The sequence below is a fragment of the Oceanobacter sp. 3_MG-2023 genome, from assembly GCF_030688925.1.
Lineage (GTDB): Bacteria > Pseudomonadota > Gammaproteobacteria > Pseudomonadales > Oceanobacteraceae > Oceanobacter.
On sequence record NZ_JAUYVX010000001.1, the window covers coordinates 228952 to 249418 of the forward strand.

15 protein-coding genes are annotated in these 20467 nt (G+C 53.1%); 8 read left to right on the top strand and 7 right to left on the bottom strand.

Annotation, left to right across the window (positions count from 1 at the left end):
- Window positions 1–75: 75 nt before the first annotated feature.
- Entirely contained in the window at window positions 76–2796 is a 2721-nt protein-coding gene (rapA, locus tag Q8W32_RS01035) for an RNA polymerase-associated protein RapA (protein ID WP_305413286.1), read from the bottom strand.
- On the opposite strand from rapA, the gene Q8W32_RS01040 reads away from it, so the two are divergent.
- The gene (locus tag Q8W32_RS01040) at window positions 2782–3114 is read left to right on the top strand and encodes a hypothetical protein (protein ID WP_305413288.1); all 333 of its coding nucleotides are present in this window, start codon (window positions 2782–2784) and stop codon (window positions 3112–3114) included. The two genes, rapA and Q8W32_RS01040, sit on opposite strands and share 15 nt — an antisense overlap.
- A gap of 73 nt (window positions 3115–3187) precedes the next feature.
- Here Q8W32_RS01040 and Q8W32_RS01045 read toward each other — a convergent pair whose 3' ends face one another.
- On the bottom strand, window positions 3188–4240 hold the full coding sequence (locus tag Q8W32_RS01045; RefSeq protein WP_305413290.1) for a DNA-binding protein: 1053 nt from the start codon (window positions 4238–4240) through the stop codon (window positions 3188–3190).
- Window positions 4241–4572: 332 nt separating this feature from the next.
- On the opposite strand from Q8W32_RS01045, the gene Q8W32_RS01050 reads away from it, so the two are divergent.
- The 3 genes from Q8W32_RS01050 (at window position 4573) to Q8W32_RS01060 (ending at window position 9138) form a co-directional block, all read left to right on the top strand.
- Entirely contained in the window at window positions 4573–5610 is a 1038-nt protein-coding gene (locus tag Q8W32_RS01050; protein WP_305413291.1) for a site-specific integrase, read from the top strand.
- Between the two features lie 30 nt (window positions 5611–5640).
- Window positions 5641–7377 carry a potassium/proton antiporter gene (locus Q8W32_RS01055; protein WP_305413293.1) on the top strand — a complete coding sequence of 579 codons (1737 nt, stop codon included), beginning with the start codon at window positions 5641–5643 and terminating at the stop codon, window positions 7375–7377.
- Window positions 7378–7446: 69 nt separating this feature from the next.
- Window positions 7447–9138 (top strand): cation:proton antiporter, encoded by a 1692-nt coding sequence (locus Q8W32_RS01060; RefSeq protein ID WP_305413294.1) that lies wholly within the window; start codon window positions 7447–7449, stop codon window positions 9136–9138.
- A 162-nt stretch (window positions 9139–9300) separates the two neighbouring features.
- On the opposite strand, the gene Q8W32_RS01065 is transcribed toward Q8W32_RS01060, so the two are convergent.
- Complete coding sequence (locus tag Q8W32_RS01065) at window positions 9301–12027, bottom strand: cation-transporting P-type ATPase (RefSeq protein ID WP_305413296.1); 2727 nt, start codon at window positions 12025–12027, stop codon at window positions 9301–9303.
- Window positions 12028–12259: 232 nt separating this feature from the next.
- Here Q8W32_RS01065 and Q8W32_RS01070 point away from each other — a divergent pair, with 232 nt between their 5' ends.
- Window positions 12260–13501, top strand: a complete 1242-nt coding sequence (locus tag Q8W32_RS01070; RefSeq protein ID WP_305413297.1) for a site-specific integrase — start codon at window positions 12260–12262, stop codon at window positions 13499–13501.
- Between the two features lie 15 nt (window positions 13502–13516).
- Here Q8W32_RS01070 and phbB read toward each other — a convergent pair whose 3' ends face one another.
- Window positions 13517–14263, bottom strand: a complete 747-nt coding sequence (gene phbB / locus Q8W32_RS01075) for an acetoacetyl-CoA reductase (RefSeq protein ID WP_303431592.1) — start codon at window positions 14261–14263, stop codon at window positions 13517–13519.
- A gap of 232 nt (window positions 14264–14495) precedes the next feature.
- On the opposite strand from phbB, the gene thiI reads away from it, so the two are divergent.
- Window positions 14496–15974, top strand: coding sequence for a tRNA uracil 4-sulfurtransferase ThiI (gene thiI, locus Q8W32_RS01080; RefSeq protein ID WP_303431591.1), 1479 nt, complete (start codon window positions 14496–14498; stop codon window positions 15972–15974).
- An 81-nt stretch (window positions 15975–16055) separates the two neighbouring features.
- Here thiI and sthA read toward each other — a convergent pair whose 3' ends face one another.
- The 3 genes from sthA to Q8W32_RS01095 all read right to left on the bottom strand — a co-directional run bounded on the left by sthA (window position 16056) and on the right by Q8W32_RS01095 (window position 18798).
- Complete coding sequence (gene sthA / locus Q8W32_RS01085) at window positions 16056–17447, bottom strand: Si-specific NAD(P)(+) transhydrogenase (protein WP_303431590.1); 1392 nt, start codon at window positions 17445–17447, stop codon at window positions 16056–16058.
- A gap of 78 nt (window positions 17448–17525) precedes the next feature.
- Window positions 17526–17759, bottom strand: a complete 234-nt coding sequence (gene nqrM, locus Q8W32_RS01090) for a (Na+)-NQR maturation NqrM (protein WP_303431589.1) — start codon at window positions 17757–17759, stop codon at window positions 17526–17528.
- Window positions 17760–17772: 13 nt separating this feature from the next.
- Complete coding sequence (locus Q8W32_RS01095) at window positions 17773–18798, bottom strand: FAD:protein FMN transferase (RefSeq protein WP_305413301.1); 1026 nt, start codon at window positions 18796–18798, stop codon at window positions 17773–17775.
- 89 nt (window positions 18799–18887) lie between these two features.
- Here Q8W32_RS01095 and Q8W32_RS01100 point away from each other — a divergent pair, with 89 nt between their 5' ends.
- A complete protein-coding gene (locus tag Q8W32_RS01100) occupies window positions 18888–19982 on the top strand; it encodes an endonuclease/exonuclease/phosphatase family protein (RefSeq protein WP_305413303.1) in 1095 nt (364 codons plus the stop codon).
- A 95-nt stretch (window positions 19983–20077) separates the two neighbouring features.
- The gene (locus tag Q8W32_RS01105) at window positions 20078–20422 is read left to right on the top strand and encodes a metalloregulator ArsR/SmtB family transcription factor (RefSeq protein ID WP_303431586.1); all 345 of its coding nucleotides are present in this window, start codon (window positions 20078–20080) and stop codon (window positions 20420–20422) included.
- Window positions 20423–20467 lie beyond the last annotated feature (45 nt).

A 20467-nucleotide genomic window follows, 5' to 3' on the forward strand; every position in this document is an offset into this window, starting at 1 on the left:
AATCGGCACCGCCTGAGGGCGGTGCACAGACCGCAGGGGCCGGTGGTACTGTCTGTGCCCACCGGTTCCGACCATTTAGCCGCAGAACACCAATCGCACGCTGTCCATTTGTAGCTGGGCTGTTTCAATAGCGGCCAATACCGCTTGCCGTTCCTGCTGGACATCGCTGATCAGCTGTTCCGGGATGTTGGGGTTATGCTGCGCCAGTGCCTGCAATCGCTGCAGGCGATCATCAAAGGCTTCGTTGGCCTTGTTGGTGGCACGCTGGATCATTTTGTTCAGCTGACCGCCGCCGAGTTTCTCCAGCTTGTAGATCAGCGGTTTGACCTCGTTCATCTTTTGTTCCGCCAGGCCTTTGGCGGTTCCGCGTTTTAGCGGCAAGACAAATCCGGCCAAATCCGGCTCATTCACTTTCAGTTCACCGGTGGGGGTAAAGGTCAGGTGCATGGCATCCGCAGGCAAATAACGTTCGATCTGTAAATGCTTGGGCGCCGGGCAGGAAGCCACAAACTGCAGCTGTATAAAACAGTCGCCGGTTTTATAGTCATGTTGCTCAACGTAGCCGACGGAGGCGTTGCCAATCGGGCCACTGGTAACCAGTTCCAGAGCCTGGTCGATAAATGGATGTTCCCAACTGAGGAACTGGACATCATCCCGAGTCAGTGCCACTTCGCGGCGAGTAGTGGCCATAAAGCCATCTTCTGGCAGGTACGGTAAATCTGGCACCAGCATATGGTCCCCAGGGGCGAGGGCAATGCAGTCGTTGTCCAGATCGGCCACTTCCACACCAAACGCATCGGCAAACAGCTCAATAAAATCATTCAGCTCTGCTTCATCTTCGATATGGGTAATGGTCATATCCCGAGCCAGCGAACGTGAACGTTTGGAGTGGCAGGAATGTAATTCCAGCAAGCGGTCACGGCCTTGTTCAAGCTGTTGTTGCAGTTCCAGTCGTTCACTGCTGAGAGTGGCGACCAGCGCTTCCATGCCGTCACCGGTCAATACGGCGTTGTGCACGGCTTCGCGATGACGTTCCAGCAGTGTCTGGGCCGCCGGGTTGGGCTGGGTAAATACATCCAGCCCTTGATGCAATAGCTGTTGCCAACGACCAGTGGCATGTTGCTCAAAGGCCAGGCTGTGAATCTGGATTTCATTGGCCTGACCAATACGGTCAAGACGGCCAATGCGCTGTTCAATCAGGTCGCAGTTAAACGGCAAGTCAAACAACACCAACTGATGGGCAAACTGGAAGTTGCGGCCTTCGCTGCCGATTTCCGAGCACAACAGCAAGCGGGCGCCTTGTTCCGGATCGGCGAAGTAGGCAGCGGCACGGTCACGTTCAACCAGATCCATATGTTCATGGAATACCGCCACCTGCATGCCGTGCTTCTCCCACAGATAGGCTTCCAGGTCGAGCACTGTGCTGGCGTGATGGCAAATCAGTACCATTTTGGCCTTGCCCGTTTGTTTTAACAGCTCCAGCAGGTGACTGACCCGAGGGTCATCCAGCCACCAGAATGCCTGGCCCCGTTCGGGGAACAGTACGGCATTGATATCATCCGGCGCGGCTTCATAATCCGGTATCGCCAGCTGATTCAGGTGGGGGACGCGAGCCGGGAAGCCAGAGACACCATGACGGGTATTCCGGAACATGGCTCGGCCGGGGCCGCGACGATCAATCAGGGCATCCAGCAAACGGTTGTTGCCCTTGTCTTCTTCCAGTGCTGTTGCCAGGTCTGGCAAGAGTTGTTGCAACTGGCCTTGTTGCTCGGCACTCAGCGGCTCGTTTTCTGCCAGGGCACCGGCCAATTCAGCAATGGGCTGGTAGGCCTGTTGCTCGGCAAGGAACTGATCCAGGGAAGGGTAACGATCAGGGTCCAGCAGGCGCAAACGGGCAAAGTGCCCTTCAATACCAAGCTGTTCCGGTGTTGCTGTCAACAACAGGATGCCGGCACTGGCTTCGGCCAGATCTTCGACCAGCTGATACGCCGGGTCCTGATGTTCCGGTGTCCAGGTCAGGTGATGCGCTTCGTCAACAACAATCATGTCCCAATCGGTGTTCATCATGGCCACGGCGACGTCTGGTTCATCGGCCATCGACATCGGGCACAAATGCAGCTGGGAGTTACCAAACAAATCGGTATTGCCCGTTTCAATGGCTTCATCAATGTCGTCTTGCTGCAGGATGCTGAAGCGCAAGTTGAAGCGGCGAATCATTTCGACCAGCCACTGGTGCAGCAAGTGATCCGGCACCAGTATCAATACTCGCTGGATCCGTTGCTGCAGCAATAACCGGTGCAAGATCAAACCGGCTTCGATGGTTTTGCCCAGACCAACTTCATCGGCAAGCAATACCCGCGGAATGGAATCCTGGGTGACTTGTTGAGCGATATACAACTGATGTGGCAACAGGCTGGTACGAGCACCCAGCAAACCATAGAAAGGCCGCTGGCGTAATTTGGTGATTTGCTGGAAGCAAAGCTGGCGCAATTCGTAGAGGCCATTGTTATCGATCTGGCCGGAAAACAGGCGATCGGCCGGCTGGTTTAGCTGAATGGCACCACTGAGCTGGATTTCAGAAACCGAACGACCCTTGGTGAAATAGAAAGCGATATCGTCCATCACCTCCACATCATCCACTTCGATAACAGAGCCATCCTGAAGTGGAACGACATCACCGACCTTGAAGATTACCCGGGTAAGCGGCGCATTGTGGCTTGCGTAAGTGCGAACATCGTCAATGGAGGGGAAATAGAGAGTAACAGAACGAAAATCGACGCTTTGAACAAGACCCAAACCGAGATCGGTTTCAGCTTCGCTGATCCAACGCTGGCCAACTGCATACATAGTGATATTTATCCCGAGCTTTTAAACAAGACAGACGTCAGAGCGTATGATATTCAGATGCTATCAAACACTCGCGAGCGGCGCGAAGTCTACCGCATGCTTGCTTGTGAGGCCATGAGGATGGCGCCTTTGATGCGGGTTTCTGTGGCCAAAATACATTTTGGAATGGCAGAGATGAAGCATCGTCACACAATGGCAATTATTGGTGATTCTGAATGGCCAGAGGGTTGTGGTTTTATGGTTGGATTTTTCTTATATTTCCGATAATTGATATTATCGGAAGTTTAGGAATAACCCGGTCCGGCACCCGAAAACCCCGACATCCGGCTGCTTTCTCTGGTTACCTTGCTTGTATTCCGGCTAACTGGGCCTCCAGTTGGCGAATCTGACCAAGGCTGATCGCTTTGGCTTCTGCCAGTTGGCGGTTTTCCTCGGCCAGTCTGTCGCACTCCGTCCGGTTGTCAGCCGCTACCTGTGTTGCATTGTCGAGTAACAGACTCAAGCGTTGTTGTTCGTGCTGGCTTGTGGTCAGCTGCTGATTATTGGCGGTGAGTGATGCTTGCAGCGTGTCGTTCTGTTGCTGCAAGTCCGCGATGGCTGTGCGGCTGTGCTCAAGGTGAATATCAGCTTCCCGTTGCGCTCGGCTGGCTTCTGCCAGTGCTTGTTTTAATCGGCTTATTGCCAGGGATTGCTGCTCCAGCTGTTGAGCCTGGCTGATATTGAGCGTGTCCAGCTGGTTGTTTTTGGTGCTGGCAGCGTTCAGCTGTTGCTGCAAATCCTGCTGTCGGTCTTCCAGCTGTTGTAATGAAAACCGGAATTGCTCGCGCTCTTGCTGGCGATCGCTGGCCATTTGCTGCTGATAGTGTTCAAAATGGTCGCGAATATCGCGATTTTCCTGGCGTAATTCGGCGATGGTTGCCCGGCATTCGACCAGCTGCTGGCGAGTTTCATCCAGTGTCGCATCGCTTTTCACCAGCTTCAGGGTTTGCTGCTCCAGGGTTTGCGAGAGCTGTTTGCGCTCAGCCTTGAGTCTTTCTATCTGTTCCTGCTGCTGGGTGTTTTCAAGGCTGGTCTGTTGTTGTAGCGCAACAGCCTGGGCCAGTTCTTCCTGCATGGTTTGCAGCTGCTGCTGGGTGTCGGCTTCAATCTGTTCAATCTTTTGCTCTGCCAGTGCCTGAGCCTGGGCATACACCAGCTTGAGTGCCTGGAGTAATTCGGCTGGCAATCCGTCGCTGTTGCTGTGTTCGTCACGCTGCTGACGCCAACGCTTGAGTAATGGCGCGATAGTGCTCTTGCTACCGGTGCCCAGATGCTCCCGCACCCGATCCACTGTCGGCTCGGTGCCTGCCTGGGTAATGGCGGCCGCGGCCTGGTCAACATCCTGGTATGTCACCCCTGTTCTGCCCACTGTTTTTTATCCCCCGATATGTTGGTGCGATTAATTCTGTTGGCTACCGCCTTTGCGCGGCTGGATCTCTGGCTTTTTCGGCAGCTGGCTGAAGTACTTGCTTCAGGCGGCGCATTCCGGCTTCTGTCCTGTTATTTTAAATCGTATTACGTAACACGTAATATTACATAATTTATCTGGAAATATAAAAATAAAAATTCAAAAATATAACCAGCGATAATAAATGTTATCGTTGGTTATAGTAGTATAGGTACCCTGTCAGCCCTGTACCGGCGGTACAGCCCTCAGCAGGCCAGTTACATCACGGGAGAAACCATATGAGCAAGACCCTCATCAGCCATCCTCTCCCCACAACCGGGGATGCCAACAAAACGCCGCTCTTGGTCTCAGCACCTCCGCTTCCAGCGTCTCAAGCCGCGGCACAGCATTATTTGTCCCAGGCAACTTCCGACAACACCCGGCAAGCGTATCGATCGGCCATCCGGCAATTCGAAAAATGGGGCGGTCGACTGCCTTGCGATCACAACACCCTGGTGCGCTACCTCCTGGCAAAAGCGGTGGTACTTAACCCCAGAACCCTGGATTTACACCTGACGGCCATCAGTCAGTGGCACCACTATCAGGGCATGACCGACCCGGTACGAGATCCACTGGTGCGGAAAATCATGGAGGGGATTCGCCGCACCCACGGTCGCCCCAAACAGAAGGCCAAGGCATTACGGCTGGAGCACCTTGCACAGATGGTGTCCTATTTGAGAGGCTTACCGGATAGTCCGAGGCAGCGGCGGGATATCGCCATTGTCCTGACCGGCTTCTTTGGTGCTTTCCGGCGCAGCGAACTGGTTGCCATCCAGGCTGAAGATCTGACCTGGGAGCCAGAGGGGTTACTGATTCACTTGCCGCGCTCAAAAACCGACCAGCAAGCAACCGGACTGGTACGGGCCTTGCCGTTTGGAGATGCCAGCTGCTGCCCGGCCAGCGCCATCAAAATATGGATGGACGTGGCCAGCATTACCAGCGGGCCGCTGTTTCGTCCAATCAACCGCTGGGATCAGATTCAACCCCGGCAGCTGAATCCGGGGGCAATCAATACGCTGTTGAAGTCACTGGCGCAGGCGTGTCAGTTTGATTTTGCTCCCGACCTCAGTAGTCATAGCTTTCGCCGTGGCCTGTCGACATCCGCAGCGCGGGAACGGATAGACTTCGAGCTGATCAAGAAACAGGGCGGCTGGCGGAACGATGCCACCGTGTGGGAGTACATAGAGGAAGGCCAGCAATTCAGTGATAATGCGTCACAGATTCTGATGGATAAAGTCACCAGCCTGATGAATCAAGCAGGCTCAAACCGTTCATAACACCAGACGGATATCAGCTCAGGGAAATATATGACCATAGAAGTGATTTACCAATACATATTCGGGGCAGCTGCCCTTGCCTTGCTGTGCGTTGTCGCCAGTGTGTTTACCCGACGTATTGGTGCTCCAGTGTTATTGGTGTTTCTTGGTCTGGGCATGCTGGCCGGCGAAGATGGCCCCGGAGGCATCAAGTTTGATGACTTCAGCCTGGCCTTTCTGTTTGGTAACGTCGCCCTGGCAATTATTATTTTTGATGGCGGCCTTGGCACCCGCAAGGACACCTTCCGTGTCAGCCTGAAACCCGCACTGTCACTCGCCACCATTGGCGTTATCGCGACCGCATCCATAACGGGCTTTGCCGCTCATATGATTCTTGGCCTGCCATGGCAAGAAGGTTTGCTGATTGGAGCCATCGTGGGCTCTACCGATGCTGCGGCCGTATTTGGCTTGCTGCGCGGTGCTGGTCTGGAGCTCAAGGAACGTACCGGCGCCACGCTTGAAATAGAGTCCGGGTCAAATGACCCAATGGCCATCTTCCTGACCATCACTCTGGTACACCTCATACAACTCAGCGGCAGTGGCAATCAGATCTGGACCATTCTCAGTGAGTTATTCCGCCAGATGGGGCTGGGGCTGGCCATCGGTTTTGCTGGCGGTTATTTACTGGTACAAATGCTGCGGCGCTTGCCGCTCTCTTCGTCCTTGTATCCCCTGCTGGCACTGGCGGGCGGCATTAGTCTGTTCGGCCTTACAACCCACTGGGGAGGCAGCGGTTTTCTGGCTATCTTTATCGCCGGAGCCATGATTGGCAATACCCCTCTTCCCTACAGCAATGACATTCATCGCTTTCACGATGGTATTGCCTGGCTCAGTCAGATCGGCATGTTTTTAATGCTCGGGTTGCTGATCACGCCCAGCAACCTGGTACCGATTATTTTCCCGGCCGTGGCCATTGCCTTTGTCCTGATCTTTATTGCAAGGCCGCTGGCCGTCGCGGCGTCATTACTGCCCTTTCATTTTCCATGGCGGGAACAGGTTTTTATTGGCTGGTGTGGCTTGCGCGGCGCGGTACCGATTATTCTGGCACTGTTCCCCTCGCTCGCAGGCCTGGAACACACCCAGACCTACTTTGAACTGGTCTTTTTTGTTGTGTTGATTTCTTTGGTTCTGCAAGGATGGACCATTGCACCGATGGCCAGGTGGCTACAGATAGAACTGCCTCCAACCGCAAAAGATCCGGAGCATTTACACCTGACCATCAAGCACGAACAGGACAAGGAGTTGCTGATTTACCCGGTGCTGGCTGGCAGTCGTGCCGTCGGCCTGAACGTTCGACGCTTGCCAGCAACAGAAGGCAGCCAGGTCGCAGGCGTGATTCGTCAGGGCATACTGATAAAGGATACCGACCAGCAAAAGCTGCTATGTGATGATCAGGTAATGATCCTGGCGACCAGCAGCGCCAAATCAGAACTCGGCCGCGTTTTTGCCCCGGCCGCACAGTCTTCACTGCTTGAATCGGCTCGTTTCTTTGGTGAGTTTGTCTTGCATTCCGAGGCCCGGTTGTCCGATGTTGCCCTGGCTTACGGCTTTGAGGTTGATCCTCTTGATGCTGCCCTGACCGTCGAGCAATATATTGTCCATCAGTTTCATGGTAAACCCGTTGTTGGAGACCATGTGGTACTGGGGCGCGTCAAACTGATCGTCAAGGAAATTGAGGGCGACCATATTGTGTCGGTTGGTTTGAAGTTGGGAATACCGCAGAAGTAGCCGCCAGAAAAACATTCACACAGCGCCAAAGCAGGCGCAGACAACAAACAAGACACAGGAGTCAGAAATATGGATGTTTTTGCGATCATCGCTCGATCATCTTTTACAGAGATTGCAGCGCTGCTTGTACTGGCTGCGCTGATGGGGTTCGTTGGCCTGTTAATGAGGCAACCGCTGATTGTCAGTTTTATTGCCGTTGGTCTGGTGGCCGGGCCATCCGTGCTGGATATTGTTCACTCCACCGCTCATATCACCCTGTTGTCCGAGCTTGGCATCGCGATCCTGTTGTTTCTCGTTGGCATCAAGCTGGATGTAAAACTGATCCGCTCCATTGGTGGTGTGTCGGTTATGACAGGGCTGGGCCAGGTCGCCTTTACCTCAATCATTGGGTATCTCATTGGTTTGGCCATCGGACTGGATCAAATCACCAGCCTCTATGTCGCCGTTGCCCTGACCTTCTCGTCCACAATCATTATTGTGAAATTGCTGTCAGATAAACGGGAAATCGACTCGCTACACGGCAAAATTGCACTGGGCTTCCTGATTGTTCAGGATCTGGTCGTGGTTCTCGCCATGATTGTACTGGCGACCATTGGCATCGGCGCCAATCATGATAGTGCCAGCACAACGTCCATCTGGAATGTCGCTATTTCAGGCACCGGACTGGTGTTACTGGTGGTGATATTTGTTCGCTATATCGCCAACCCCTTGACCGAGAAACTGGCCCAGGCTCCCGAATTGCTGGTGATCTATGCCATTGCTCAAGCAGCGTTATTCGCAGCGATTGGTGATCTGATCGGGCTGGGCATGGAGGTGGGCGGCCTCTTGGCCGGGGTCGCTCTGGCCTCAACACCGTATCGGGAAAGCATTGCTGCGCGGCTTGCGCCATTACGTGATTTCTTACTGCTGTTTTTCTTTATTGCTCTGGGCTCCACTCTGGACCTGTCACTGCTCGGCTCTCATATTACCGGCGCCATTATATTCTCGCTGTTCGTCTTGATTGGTAATCCGCTGATTGTTCTGGTGATCATGGGAGCCATGGGCTATCGCAAAAGAACCGGGTTTCTGGCTGGCCTGACCGTTGCTCAGATCAGTGAGTTTTCTCTTATCTTTATTACCATGGGAATCAGCCTGGGACATGTGCAAGCGGATATCCTCGGGCTGGTCACACTTGTGGGGATCGTCACCATTGCAACCTCAACCTATATGATCACCTATTCTCACCAGCTTTACGCACTGTTCGAGCCAGTGATCGGGCTGTTTGAGCGCGCAGGTGCTCCCCGTGAGCAGCTGATAGAGCAACACACCAATGCCAAGCATGCAGTGATTATTTTTGGCCTGGGCCGGTTGGGAACAGCCATTGCGGTACGACTGCAGAATCAGGGAATCAAGGTGCTTGGGCTAGACTTCAACCCGACAGCCATCAAGCGCTGGAATCATTTAGGGCTGGATACCGAATACGGCGATGTGACCGATGCAGAATTTATAACCGAGCTGCCGCTCGGGCAAGCCCACTGGGTGGTATCAACGATTCCGCATCACCATGTCGGGGTTTCCTCCGAAGATACCCGTAAAACCATTATTCAATTAACCCGCGCCGCAGGGTTTGCAGGCAAGCTGGCTACGGTATCGCAAAGCAAGGCAGAAACAGAAGAGCTGAATATGCTGGGTGTTGATCTTGTTCTGGAGCCTTTCCAGGATGCCGCCGACCGCGCCTCTGAATTGTTACTCGAAGGGCTTGACCAGGCACATCCCGGTTAATCCGGGCTTCAAACGGTTGGCATATACGGTGTTACATATGCCAACCACTAACCGTCAGTAACGGTAATCTTCCCTGCCTACCTTCCCCGCCTATCAGCAATCAGCAATCGCCCCGGCTCGACGACAATACGCTGATGCCGCTGCCGGGGTGATTCACAGCCGTCAGGACTCAGTGGCCGTTCTCATACGCCGAAGCGCGAGTCGAATCTGCTTTTCAACTTCAATAATAGTAAACAGCGCCACGCCGACTCCGAAGATCAGCACACATTCCAGCAGCGGAATCGCTTCGGTCGCAAAGATAGCTTGCAGTGGTGACCAGTACGTCATACTGAGTTGCGCCACCATAATCACCAGCACCACAGCCCAGACTACCCTGGTTCCTCGAACGGCCTTCCAGGTCAACGACGTGCTGTAGATGTTGCGAATAAAGAACAAATGGAAGATTTCCATCACCACCAGGGTATTCAGGGAAATGGTCCGGGCGAGTTCGACCGAATGACCCTGCCCGATGGCATAGTGATGGATACCAAAAACGCCGCATAGAAACAGAAAGGAAACCAGCAAGACATGCCAGACCAGCTCGCCACCCAGCAACGGCTCATTGCGAGCACGTGGCGGTCGGCGCATGGTATTGTCTTCTGTTGGCTCAAAGGCCAAGGCAATACCAAGCGTAATCGCGGTAATCAAGTTAACCCATAATAATTGAATGGGGGTAACCGGCAGTGTCATTCCCCAGAGCAAGGCCACCACAATGGTCATTGCCTCCCCGGCGTTGGTGGGCAAGGTCCAGCTGATGACTTTTTTGAAGTTATCATAAACCGTACGCCCTTCGCGCACGGCCGAGACAATGGAGGCAAAGTTATCGTCCGCCAACACCAGCTCTGCAGCTTCCTTGGCCGCTTCGCTACCTTTTTGCCCCATCGCGATACCGGCGTCTGCACGTTTCAGTGCAGGCGCATCGTTTACTCCGTCACCCGTCATGGCCACGCGCATACCGATGGTTTGTAATGCCATTACCAAACGTAATTTATGTTCCGGGCTTGTTCGGGCAAAAATATCGCAGTCCAGCACCTCCTGACTCAGAGCGGCATCATTCAAATCATCCAGATCTGCCCCTGTCAGTACCTTGTCTGCATTGTGCAAACCGATCTGTTTGGCGATGGCGGCGGCGGTTTTGGTGTGATCCCCGGTAATCATTTTCACCCGAATCCCCGCGCTGTGGCATTCCGCAATGGCGGTTATTGCTTCCGTGCGAGGCGGATCCATCATCCCGACCATACCCAACAAGGTCAGGGAGTCCGCCACATCATCATATTCCAGCACAGTGTGCTCCGCGGTGACCGGCCTGACCGCCAAAGCCAGCACCCGCTGGCCAAGGGCGGCAATGGATTCGGCTTGTGCATTCCAGTAGCCCAGGTCCAGAGGTTCTGTTGCACCTTCGGTACAGCGTTGATTGGTGCACATCGACAAGATTTGTTCGGGCGCACCTTTAACAAAAATAAACGCCTGATGCTCATGATCGTGATTCAGCGTCGCCATAAAGCGGTGGCGGGCATCAAAAGGGATAGCATCGGTACGCGTCCAGAGTGCCTGCTCCTGGGGAGGGTTCAGCTGCATCTTGCCAGCAAACGCCAGCAAGGCCCCTTCCATCGGGTCGCCTTCCACAATCCAGGCGGCATCATGCTCACGCAGGGCAGCATCGTTACAAAGCACAGAGGCCCGGGCGAGCTCTTCAAGCATGGTGTGCCTGGCAGGATGCACCTCATCAGCTCCCGACTTGAGCACGCCGCTTGGCTCATAACCGTTGCCATCAAGAGAAAACAGGTGCTGATGCGTCAGTACCGAGGCCACCATCATCTCATTACGCGTCAGCGTGCCGGTCTTGTCGGTACAGATAACTGAAACAGATCCCAGTGTTTCGATGGCGGGCAAGCGCCGCACAATCGCATTACGCCGGGCCATGGCTTGAACCCCAATCGCCAGGGTAATGGTCAACACTGCGGGCAGCCCTGCCGGAATCGCCGCCACCGACAGCCCCACTACAGCCATAAACATATCGGTAAAATTGTAATGCGCTACAAAATGGCCAAATACAAGCAAGACAGTAGCCACCACCAGAATAAAAATAGTCAGCCATTTGGCAAAGACATCCATCTGGGCAACCAGTGGTGTGGTCAGAGTCTGAACCCCGGACAACAACCGACTGATGCGGCCTATTTCGGTGTCCGGGCCAGTGGCAACCACTACCCCTCTGCACTGGCCACTGGCGACCAGGGTGCCGGAAAACGCCATGCAAGCCCGGTCGCCCAATGATGCCTCTTCAGCCACCGCCTGGGTGTCTTTTTCCACCGGCACCGATTCACCGGTTAAAATGGCTTCCTGTATCGAGGCACCATGGGCGGTCAACAGGCGCAAATCCGCAGGTACTTTATCGCCGGCTTCCAGCAACACAATATCGCCCGGTACCAACTGCTCACCGTCAACCGTAATTCGCTCACCATTACGAATCACATTGGCACGAGGGGCCAGCATATGCCGAATGGCATCCATGGCCTGCTCGGCCTTGCCTTCCTGAATAAATTCAATAATGGCATTAACCACGACCACTGCCAGAATAACGCCAGTGTCGACCCAATGGCCCAGCAGCGCAGTAATCACTGCAGAAGCAATCAGTACATAAATCAGAACATTGTGGAAATGCTGCAGAAAACGCAGCAACACATGACGCCGTGGTGCTTGCGGCAAGCGGTTAGGGCCATGAGCCGCCAAACGCGTAGTGGCATCTGTCGGGTTTAAACCGCTGGCAGAGGTTTCGAACGCCTCAAGCGCTGCCTCTGTTGTGGTGTTGTGCCATCGACTCGTAGGGGGGGTGTCTTCGGAATGCTGCATGCCTGCCTCCTTGCTACATAAAATTCGGTCTTACTCTATCCAACCACCCAATAGCGACACCAACCTATATCAATAAATAGTTGGAAAATCTGGGTTTTTGGTCATCGTATAATCAGTCCGTTTATTGTAAAGGCTGCTGCCCGGTACAGCGGCATGCTGACTACCCTGCGCCTTCAAGGGCTGCTATAAATACTCCCTGTATTTCCGATAATCCCAAAGGTGTTCATTTTCCATGTCCACGGCCCCTCCCATTGCTTTTATCGACAATCTGAATTACCTCAGCAGCCCATTAACAGATGCCCGCCAAGTCCTGTTACGCCAGCCATCCCTGAGAGAGATCGAAGGCAGCTTTGACGATCTGGTGCATTCTTTTGAATTCCTGGTCAGCTTTAATGGTTCAACCGCTACCTTTAACAGCTACCGCCGTGAGATCGAACGTCTGTTGCAATGGACGTTTACTGTGCGTCAATGCGCTCTTGGCGAGCTGCGGCGCGCCGACCTGGAAGACTACATCGGTTTTTGCCAGTCCCCGCCTGATTGCTGGATTGGCACCAGCCAGGTTGCACGTTTCAGCAAAACGCCTGAAGGGCGAATCCCCAACAGCAAATGGCGGCCGTTTGTGATTCAACCCGACAAGTCATCTTTGGCGGGAGCGCGCCCCGACGTCTTTGCACTATCGCAAAAAAGCCTGCAGTCGGTATTTGCGGTTTTATCCAGCTACTTTAATTATCTTATTCAGGAAGATTACCTCCAGACCAACCCCGTCGCTCTGATTCGGCAAAAAAGCAAATACCTGCAGCGTCACGCCTATGCCGAACCGATTCGCCGCATCTCCAACTTGCAGTGGGATTATATTCGGGAAACGGTCACCCAATTGGCAGACGACAACCCCCGGGAGCATGAACGTTCACTGTTTATCATGTTGTGCCTGTTTGGCATGTATCTGCGGATTTCCGAGCTGGTCGCCGATGAACGATCCACCCCGGTGATGGGTGATTTTCAATGTGATCAGGATGGTAACTGGTGGCTGCGGGTGGTCGGCAAAGGAAACAAGGCCCGTATGGTGACGGTATCCGATGATATGCTGGCGGCGTTGGTGCGTTATCGGGAACATCTCGGTTTGACGCGTTTGCCGCTACCTGGTGAGCAAACCGCCCTGATTCCCAAACTGAAAGGTCGGGGTCCGGTAACCAGCACTCGGCAAATTCGTTATCTGGTACAATTCTGTTTTGATACGGCGCTGGAGCGAATGACTCAGGAAGGATTGGCCGATGAAGCCCAGGAGTTACGTGTTGCCACCGTACACTGGTTAAGGCATACCGGCATATCGGAAGATGTTCGCACTCGACCGAAAGAACACGTCAAGGAAGACGCAGGCCACGCCAGCATGGCAACTACCGACCGTTATATTAATACACAAATGCGCGAGCGCCATGCCAGCGCCCGCAACAAAAAACTGAAGCCCGGGTATTAACCCGGGCACTGCCCATCAGGACATATGCTGACCACCGTTGGCGGAGATATTACTGCCCGTTACAAACGCGGACGCATCTCCGGCAAGGAAGCTGATAACGTTGGCGATTTCTTCTGGCTGACCAAAACGACCAACCGGAATACCTTTCAGAATCTGGTTACGGATTTCTTCCGGTACATCCATGATCATGCTGGTGGCAATATAACCAGGAGATACCGTATTCACGGTAATACCCTTGGAAGCCACTTCCTGGGCAACGGCTTTGGTAAAACCATGCATACCGGCTTTTGCTGCTGAATAGTTGGCTTGCCCGAACTGGCCTTTCTCTGCATTAACAGAAGAAATATTAATAATCCGGCCCCATTTCTTTTCCAGCATCTCGTTGATCACCAGACGCGTCATATAAAAAACAGATGACAGGTTGGTGTTGATCACGTCATGCCACATTTCCGGGGTCATTTTTTTCAATGTGGCATCACGAGTAATTCCGCCGTTGTTGACCAGAACATCAACTGAGCCAAATTCTTCGCGAATCTTGTTGATACAGGCTTCGCAAGATTCCCAGCTGGTAATGTTGCCAAAACCAAGGGCAATATCATAACCCTCGCTTTTCAGCTTTTCTTGCCAGGCCTGGGCTTTCTCATGCGACCCTCCCGAATAGTATCCAGCGACCACCTGATAGCCATCATCATGCAGTCGCTTACAGATGGCAGTTCCTATTCCGCCAGTTCCACCGGTAACCAATGCAATACGTTTTGTCATCCTTCCACTCCTTTTGCGTTTCGGTTTACTGTTTTTCCAGCTGCTGTTGTCAGCGGCATTCCATCTTACAACTCGTCAGTGACCAGACTATTGCATCTCATCAATACTGTCTTCTAGCACCGATTCAAACGTTAACTCTGACACGTTTAGATACACCTTACATGCGTTCGGATGAATGAGACATTGAGCTGAGTTATACTTCCTGCCCTTTTTCTGCCAGTCATCGTCTTCCATGAAGTTTGTCGTCAAGTTCTTCCCTGAGATTACTATTAAATCCAAGTCAGTGCGCAAGCAAATGACAAAAATTTTGCGCGCCAACCTACGCACTCTGACGCGCAAACAAAACATTTCGGCCGATGTCCAGGACCGCTGGGATAGCCTGGTCATCGAGGTCAACCTGTCAGCCACAGAAGACATCGCCATGACGCACCGCCATATGGTGCAGATCCTGTCTCACACTCCCGGCATCGGTTATGCGCTGGAAATTGACGAACACCCGTTCGAATCACTGGACCAGGCCTATCAGCTGGTACGTGAAGCCAATCGTGATGTATTGGAAGGAAAAACCTTTTGCGTCCGCGTCAAACGGGCCGGTAATCACGACTTCACATCCCATGACGCTGAGATTTATATGGGCGGCGGTTTACTGAAAGAAACCGGTGCCATTGGTGTTTCGCTGAAAAACCCGGATGTTGTCGTACATGCCGAACTGCGCAATGACAAGGTACAGGTCGTCAAGCGCCGTATCCCTGGCCTGGGGGGCTTTCCTCTCGGTAGCCAGGGGGATGTACTGTCATTGATCTCTGGTGGCTTTGACTCCACCGTCGCCAGCTATCTGCTCACCCGGCGCGGCCTGAAAACCCACTTCTGTTTTTTTAATCTTGGTGGCAGCGCCCACGAGATCGGCGTCAAGCAAGTGGCCCATTACCTCTGGTCTTGTTATGGCGAAAGCCACCGGGTGAAATTTGTCACTATTCCTTTTGAAGAGGTAGTCGCTGAAATTCTGACCAAGGTCGATAACGGTCATATGGGGGTAGTGCTCAAGCGTATGATGATGCGGGCCGCCTCACAGGTGGCAGACAATCTGAAACTGCACGCCCTGGCTACCGGAGAAGCCGTCGCCCAGGTATCCAGCCAGACCATCTCCAATCTGGCCATTATTGACCGTGCTGCCGAGCATATGGTTTTAAGGCCGCTGGCGGCGATGGACAAGCAGGATATTATTACCATTGCCCGTCGCATCGGAACGGAAACCTTTGCAGCCAATATGCCGGAATATTGTGGCGTCATCTCGGTCAATCCACTGACCCATGGCGAGCGCAGTAAAACGGAAGCGGCCGAACAGGCCTTTGACTTTACGGTACTGGAGCGGGCCTTGCAGCGTTCAAGCTATCAGCGTATCGATCGGGTGTTAGAGGAAACGGGCAGTGGTCTGGAGGATGTTGCCTTGCTGACAACTCCCGCCCTGAGTGATGAAATTATTGATATTCGCCATCCTGACGAAGCGGCGGACGCGCCTCTGGAACTCGCCAACAACCCGGTCAGACATATTCCATTCTATGAACTGGAAAGCCGCTTGCGAGAGCTCGACACCAGTGGCCAGCAGCGTTACCTGCTGTACTGCCACAAAGGCACCATGAGTAAAGTCCACGCTCACCACATCAATCAGACACACCCGGGACTGTTCGGGGTATTTATGGAAAAACGCTGAGTGCACCGACCTGATGATCAGGCAGCAGAGACAAATACACCGCCAGGAGGCGGTGTATTTACAAGCAAGGCCATCTTGTATTTACAGGCGATTCAGGCCATTTAATGCCGCAACACGATAGGCTTCTGCCATGGTTGGGTAGTTAAAGGTGGTGTTGATAAAATAGTTCATGGTATTGCCTTCACCTTTCTGGTTCATGATGGCCTGACCGATATGAACAATTTCCGCTGCCTGGTCACCAAAACAGTGAATACCCAGGATTTCCAGCGTTTGGCGATGGAACAGCAATTTCAGCATACCCACCCCTTCGGCCGTAATCTGCGCCCGGGCGATGTTCTTGAAGAACGCCTGCCCCACTTCGTAAGGGATTTTTTCCTCGGTCAGCTGACGCTCGGTTTTACCGACCGAGCTGATCTCCGGAATGGTGTAGATACCGGTAGGCACAGAATCCACGTAGTGGAAGTCAGACGGGCAGGCAATAACCGATGCCGCTGCACGACCCTGGTCGTACGCTGCTGAGGCCAGCGCCGGCCAGCCAATCACATCACCAATGGCGTAGACGTTCTGTACCGCAGTGCGGTATTCCTTGTCGACTTCAATTTGCCCACGGGAATTGGCTTCCAGTCCCAGATTCTCCAGTCCCAGGTTTTTGGTGTTGCCACTTCGACCCGCAGCCCACAAGAAAGCATCAGCTTTGACCTTTTTACCAGACGCCATGATCATGGTGACAAAACGATCATTACTCTCAACGGAGTCAAACTGCTCGTTGTGCCGGATCAATGCCCCCTTGTCACGCAAGTGATAGCTCAATGCGTCGGAGATTTCATCATCAAGGAAATTCAATAACCGGTCGCCGGGGTGAATCAGATCCACCTTGACGCCAAGCCCGGAAAAGATCGAAGCATATTCACAACCAATCACACCGGCACCATAAATAATAATGGTCCGCGGCGTATGGCTCAGTGTCAGAATGGTGTCGGAGTCATAAATGCGCGGGTGATTAAAATCAATACTGCTTGGACGCCATGGGCTGGAACCGGTTGCTACCACAATCTGGTCGGCGTGCAGGCGTGTATTGCTGGTATCACCTTGATATACATCTACCGTATTGGCATCTGCAAAACGGGCTTTGCCTGTGTATACGTTAATACGGTTGCGACCGTAAAACTCGGTACGCAACTTGACCTGCTTGCCAATGACTTTTTCGGCACTTTTTAATACCTGTGGAAATGAGAACCAGCGTGGCTCACCAATCTCCCGGAACATATTATTGGTATTAAACTGAATAATCTGTTTGACGGCGTGACGTAATGCCTTGGAGGGAATGGTCCCCCAATGAGTACAGTTACCGCCGACCATCTTCTTGTCTTCAATGACGGCCACTTTCTTGCCGTGTTTGGCAGCATTCATTGCTGCCCCTTCTCCCGCAGGGCCGGCGCCAATAATGACTACATCATAGCGGTAATCTGCCATCTAACAGTGCTCCCATATCCAGTGAGTATTCAATTCCGATCTTGGCCATATTCTAGAGCAAATGGCCAGGTAAGGTTGTTAGCGCTTGGTCGCGTCGTAAAACTCGGCGCCGACTGATTTGGCGGCGGCAATCTTGCTTTCTTTCTCGCATTTTTTCTTGTCACCGCCGCACACATCGCAGGCAGATTCCATGCCGATCGCTGCCATACCACCGCATGAACCGGAAATAGGTTTGCGTCCCATCAGCACACCAACAGCCATGGCAGCCACAATCAATAACATGACCGCAAAGGCCACAAGCATCATAGTCATAAGATTATCCTCGTTATTCGTTTCCCTGCATCAGACCAGAAAAACGACGTAAAAATTCATCAGAAGCCAACTCGGTAAAGCCGTCTCCAGTACGTACAATGGCATACATCGTCAACTGATAACGGTTGGCCAGTAAAACAGCCTGTTCAGGGCCAGCAACGGTCAAGGCCGTTGCCCAGGCATCTGCCAGGGCGCAGCTGGGATTCAGAATGGTCACTGACGCCAGCTGGTGAGTAATCGGATAGCCGGTGTGCGGGTCAATAGTATGAGAATAACGCACCCCCTGCTCTTCAAAATAATTGCGGTAGTCACCGGAGGTTGCCAACGCCGAGTCACCGGGCTCCAGAACCAGCTGTACCTGATGCGTCATACTATCCAGTGCAGGCCGTTCTATGGCAACCCGCCAACCACTGCCATCCGGCTTGCTACCACGCGCTCTCAGCTCACCGCCAATTTCCACCAGATAAGAGACCACCCCCTGCTGCTCCAACAAATAGCCAATCTGGTCAACTGCCCATCCCTTGGCAATGGCAGACAAATCGATATACAGCGGTTTGTCGGTTGACAGGGTCCGGTCATCAAGATGAATAGCGTCAGAGCCGATACCGGCAAGCAGGCCGTTGACCTCTTCTTCCGACAACTTCTGGTCGCGGTGTTTGCCCGGCCCAAAACCCCAAGCATTAACCAAAGGGCCAACGGTAACGTCAAACCGGCCTTCACTCTGGTTATAAATCATCAGTGCTTGTGCCAATACATCGGCCAACTCTTCAGACAAGGTGACATTATCCAGCGCCAGGGTTTGCCGGTTTAATTGCGACAACTCCGAGTCAGGATCATAGGTAGACATAATGCGATTGATATCCGCCAGGCGCTGATCGATCAGATGCTGGATCTGTTCGGCGCTGTCGTTCTGGCCGATCCAGCTGACGTGATATTGCGTGCCCATGGTCGGCCCTGCGACCTTGACGACTGAATCCGGCTGGCTACACCCGGCGGCGGTGAAAATTACCAAGAGAACAACAAACAAATGTTTTAACATGACACCCCCTGAAATGGCGGCGTCAGTATACAGTGAGTTAGCCCTGGATGCCCACCGCTGGCCTGCATTCTGACACGGAGTCCGGATCGATGAAAAAAACAATCTATAGCCTGGCAGGATTTGCTGCCCTTCTGGCACTGGGATTTGCTGCCTGGGTGTACAGCAGCACCTACCATCCCGCCGCACAAGAAACCGCAGAACTGTCTTGCCCCACCACAACCCCTGAGTACGATGCCCGCCAGGGACCTTTATCGGTCATGAGCTACAACGTGCAGTTTTTTGCGGGCAAACAGTATGTTTTCTATTTCGATATGCCAGACAACCAGGGGCCAGATACCCGACCATCAAGCCAGGACATAGCCACCACCATCAGCGGCATTGCTGCCTTACTGAAAGAAACTGCACCGGATATTGTTTTTTTGCAGGAAGTTCACGATGGTGCAGCCGCCACCGACCATGGCGATCAACTGGCCGAGTTGCTGAAGCAGTTACCAGCAAACCGTTATCCCTGTATTGCCAGCACCTATTACTGGAAAGCGGATTACATTCCACACCCTCAGATCATGGGCAGTGTTGGCATGAAACTGGTGACATTGTCGCGTTATAAACTCAGTGATGCTCTGCGCCACCGTCTGCCACAACCTCCGATGGATATCGTCTCCGCACAGTTTTACCTCAAGCGGGCCATCCTGGAAGCTCGACTGCCCACCGTGGGCGGTCCGGATTGGCAACTGTTTAACACCCACTTTGACGCTTTTGCCCAAGGCAGCGATACCATGGAGCAGCAGGTGGATATCGCCGCCAGCCTGATGCAAGAGCAAGACCGCCAGGACCGGCCGTTTATTCTGGGTGGTGATCTTAACTTGCTGATGCCAGGACAACTGGCTCAGCTGCAACCCAGCCAGCGTTATCTGTACCAGGAAAATACCGAGTTACGCCGACTGCTCCAGTGGCCATCCGTTCCTTCCGTAGAGAACATCCAGAGCGAAGCCGCCACATGGTTTACCCACTACCCGAATGACCCGGATGTCTCCGGCCCGGACAGAACGCTGGATTATCTGTTCTACAGCCAACAGTTATCCGCACACAATCCAGAGGTCATTAACACCCGGACGACACAAAATCTGTCAGACCATCTGCCAGTTTGGGCTGGTTTTTCTTACCCTAATAACAAAAAAGAATAAGCTGAAATGAAAAAATTCCATCATTCATATCTTTATGCCTATATTTGAATGCTGGAACATGACGTACACTCTCCAACAAGAAGGAGAGAATCACTATGCAAGAAATTTTATCTGAAGAAATGCTGGAACTGATCGCACAGCGATTTCGTTTATTATCCGACCCCATGCGCCTGAGAATTCTGCATCAGCTGCAACCGGGAGAAAAATCCGTAGGTCAACTGGTGACCGCAACAGGAGCCTCCCAGCCCAATGTGTCGAAGCACTTGTCGACACTGAGAACCCATGGCTTGGTCCGCCGTCGCCAGGAAGGCAATATGGCGTATTTCAGTATCGGCGCACCTTTCATTTTTGATTTGTGCGGCACTGTTTGCGACAGCATGAAAGAAGAGTGGGAGCAGCGTCAGTCGTTGCTGGATAATTCGTCCAGCACTCGCAGCTAGCCAGGAATCAACAAGGGACAGGGATAAAGAACCAATGCGCCAGAC

Coding starts and splice junctions, on each gene's coding strand:
- Q8W32_RS01050 (WP_305413291.1), top strand. CDS start 4,573: ATGAGCAAGACCCTCATCAGCCATCCTCTCCCCACAACCGGGGATGCC.
- Q8W32_RS01055 (WP_305413293.1), top strand. CDS start 5,641: ATGACCATAGAAGTGATTTACCAATACATATTCGGGGCAGCTGCCCTT.
- Q8W32_RS01060 (WP_305413294.1), top strand. CDS start 7,447: ATGGATGTTTTTGCGATCATCGCTCGATCATCTTTTACAGAGATTGCA.
- Q8W32_RS01065 (WP_305413296.1), bottom strand. CDS start 12,027: ATGCAGCATTCCGAAGACACCCCCCCTACGAGTCGATGGCACAACACC.
- Q8W32_RS01070 (WP_305413297.1), top strand. CDS start 12,260: ATGTCCACGGCCCCTCCCATTGCTTTTATCGACAATCTGAATTACCTC.
- phbB (WP_303431592.1), bottom strand. CDS start 14,263: ATGACAAAACGTATTGCATTGGTTACCGGTGGAACTGGCGGAATAGGA.
- thiI (WP_303431591.1), top strand. CDS start 14,496: ATGAAGTTTGTCGTCAAGTTCTTCCCTGAGATTACTATTAAATCCAAG.
- sthA (WP_303431590.1), bottom strand. CDS start 17,447: ATGGCAGATTACCGCTATGATGTAGTCATTATTGGCGCCGGCCCTGCG.
- nqrM (WP_303431589.1), bottom strand. CDS start 17,759: ATGACTATGATGCTTGTGGCCTTTGCGGTCATGTTATTGATTGTGGCT.
- Q8W32_RS01095 (WP_305413301.1), bottom strand. CDS start 18,798: ATGTTAAAACATTTGTTTGTTGTTCTCTTGGTAATTTTCACCGCCGCC.
- Q8W32_RS01100 (WP_305413303.1), top strand. CDS start 18,888: ATGAAAAAAACAATCTATAGCCTGGCAGGATTTGCTGCCCTTCTGGCA.
- Q8W32_RS01105 (WP_303431586.1), top strand. CDS start 20,078: ATGCAAGAAATTTTATCTGAAGAAATGCTGGAACTGATCGCACAGCGA.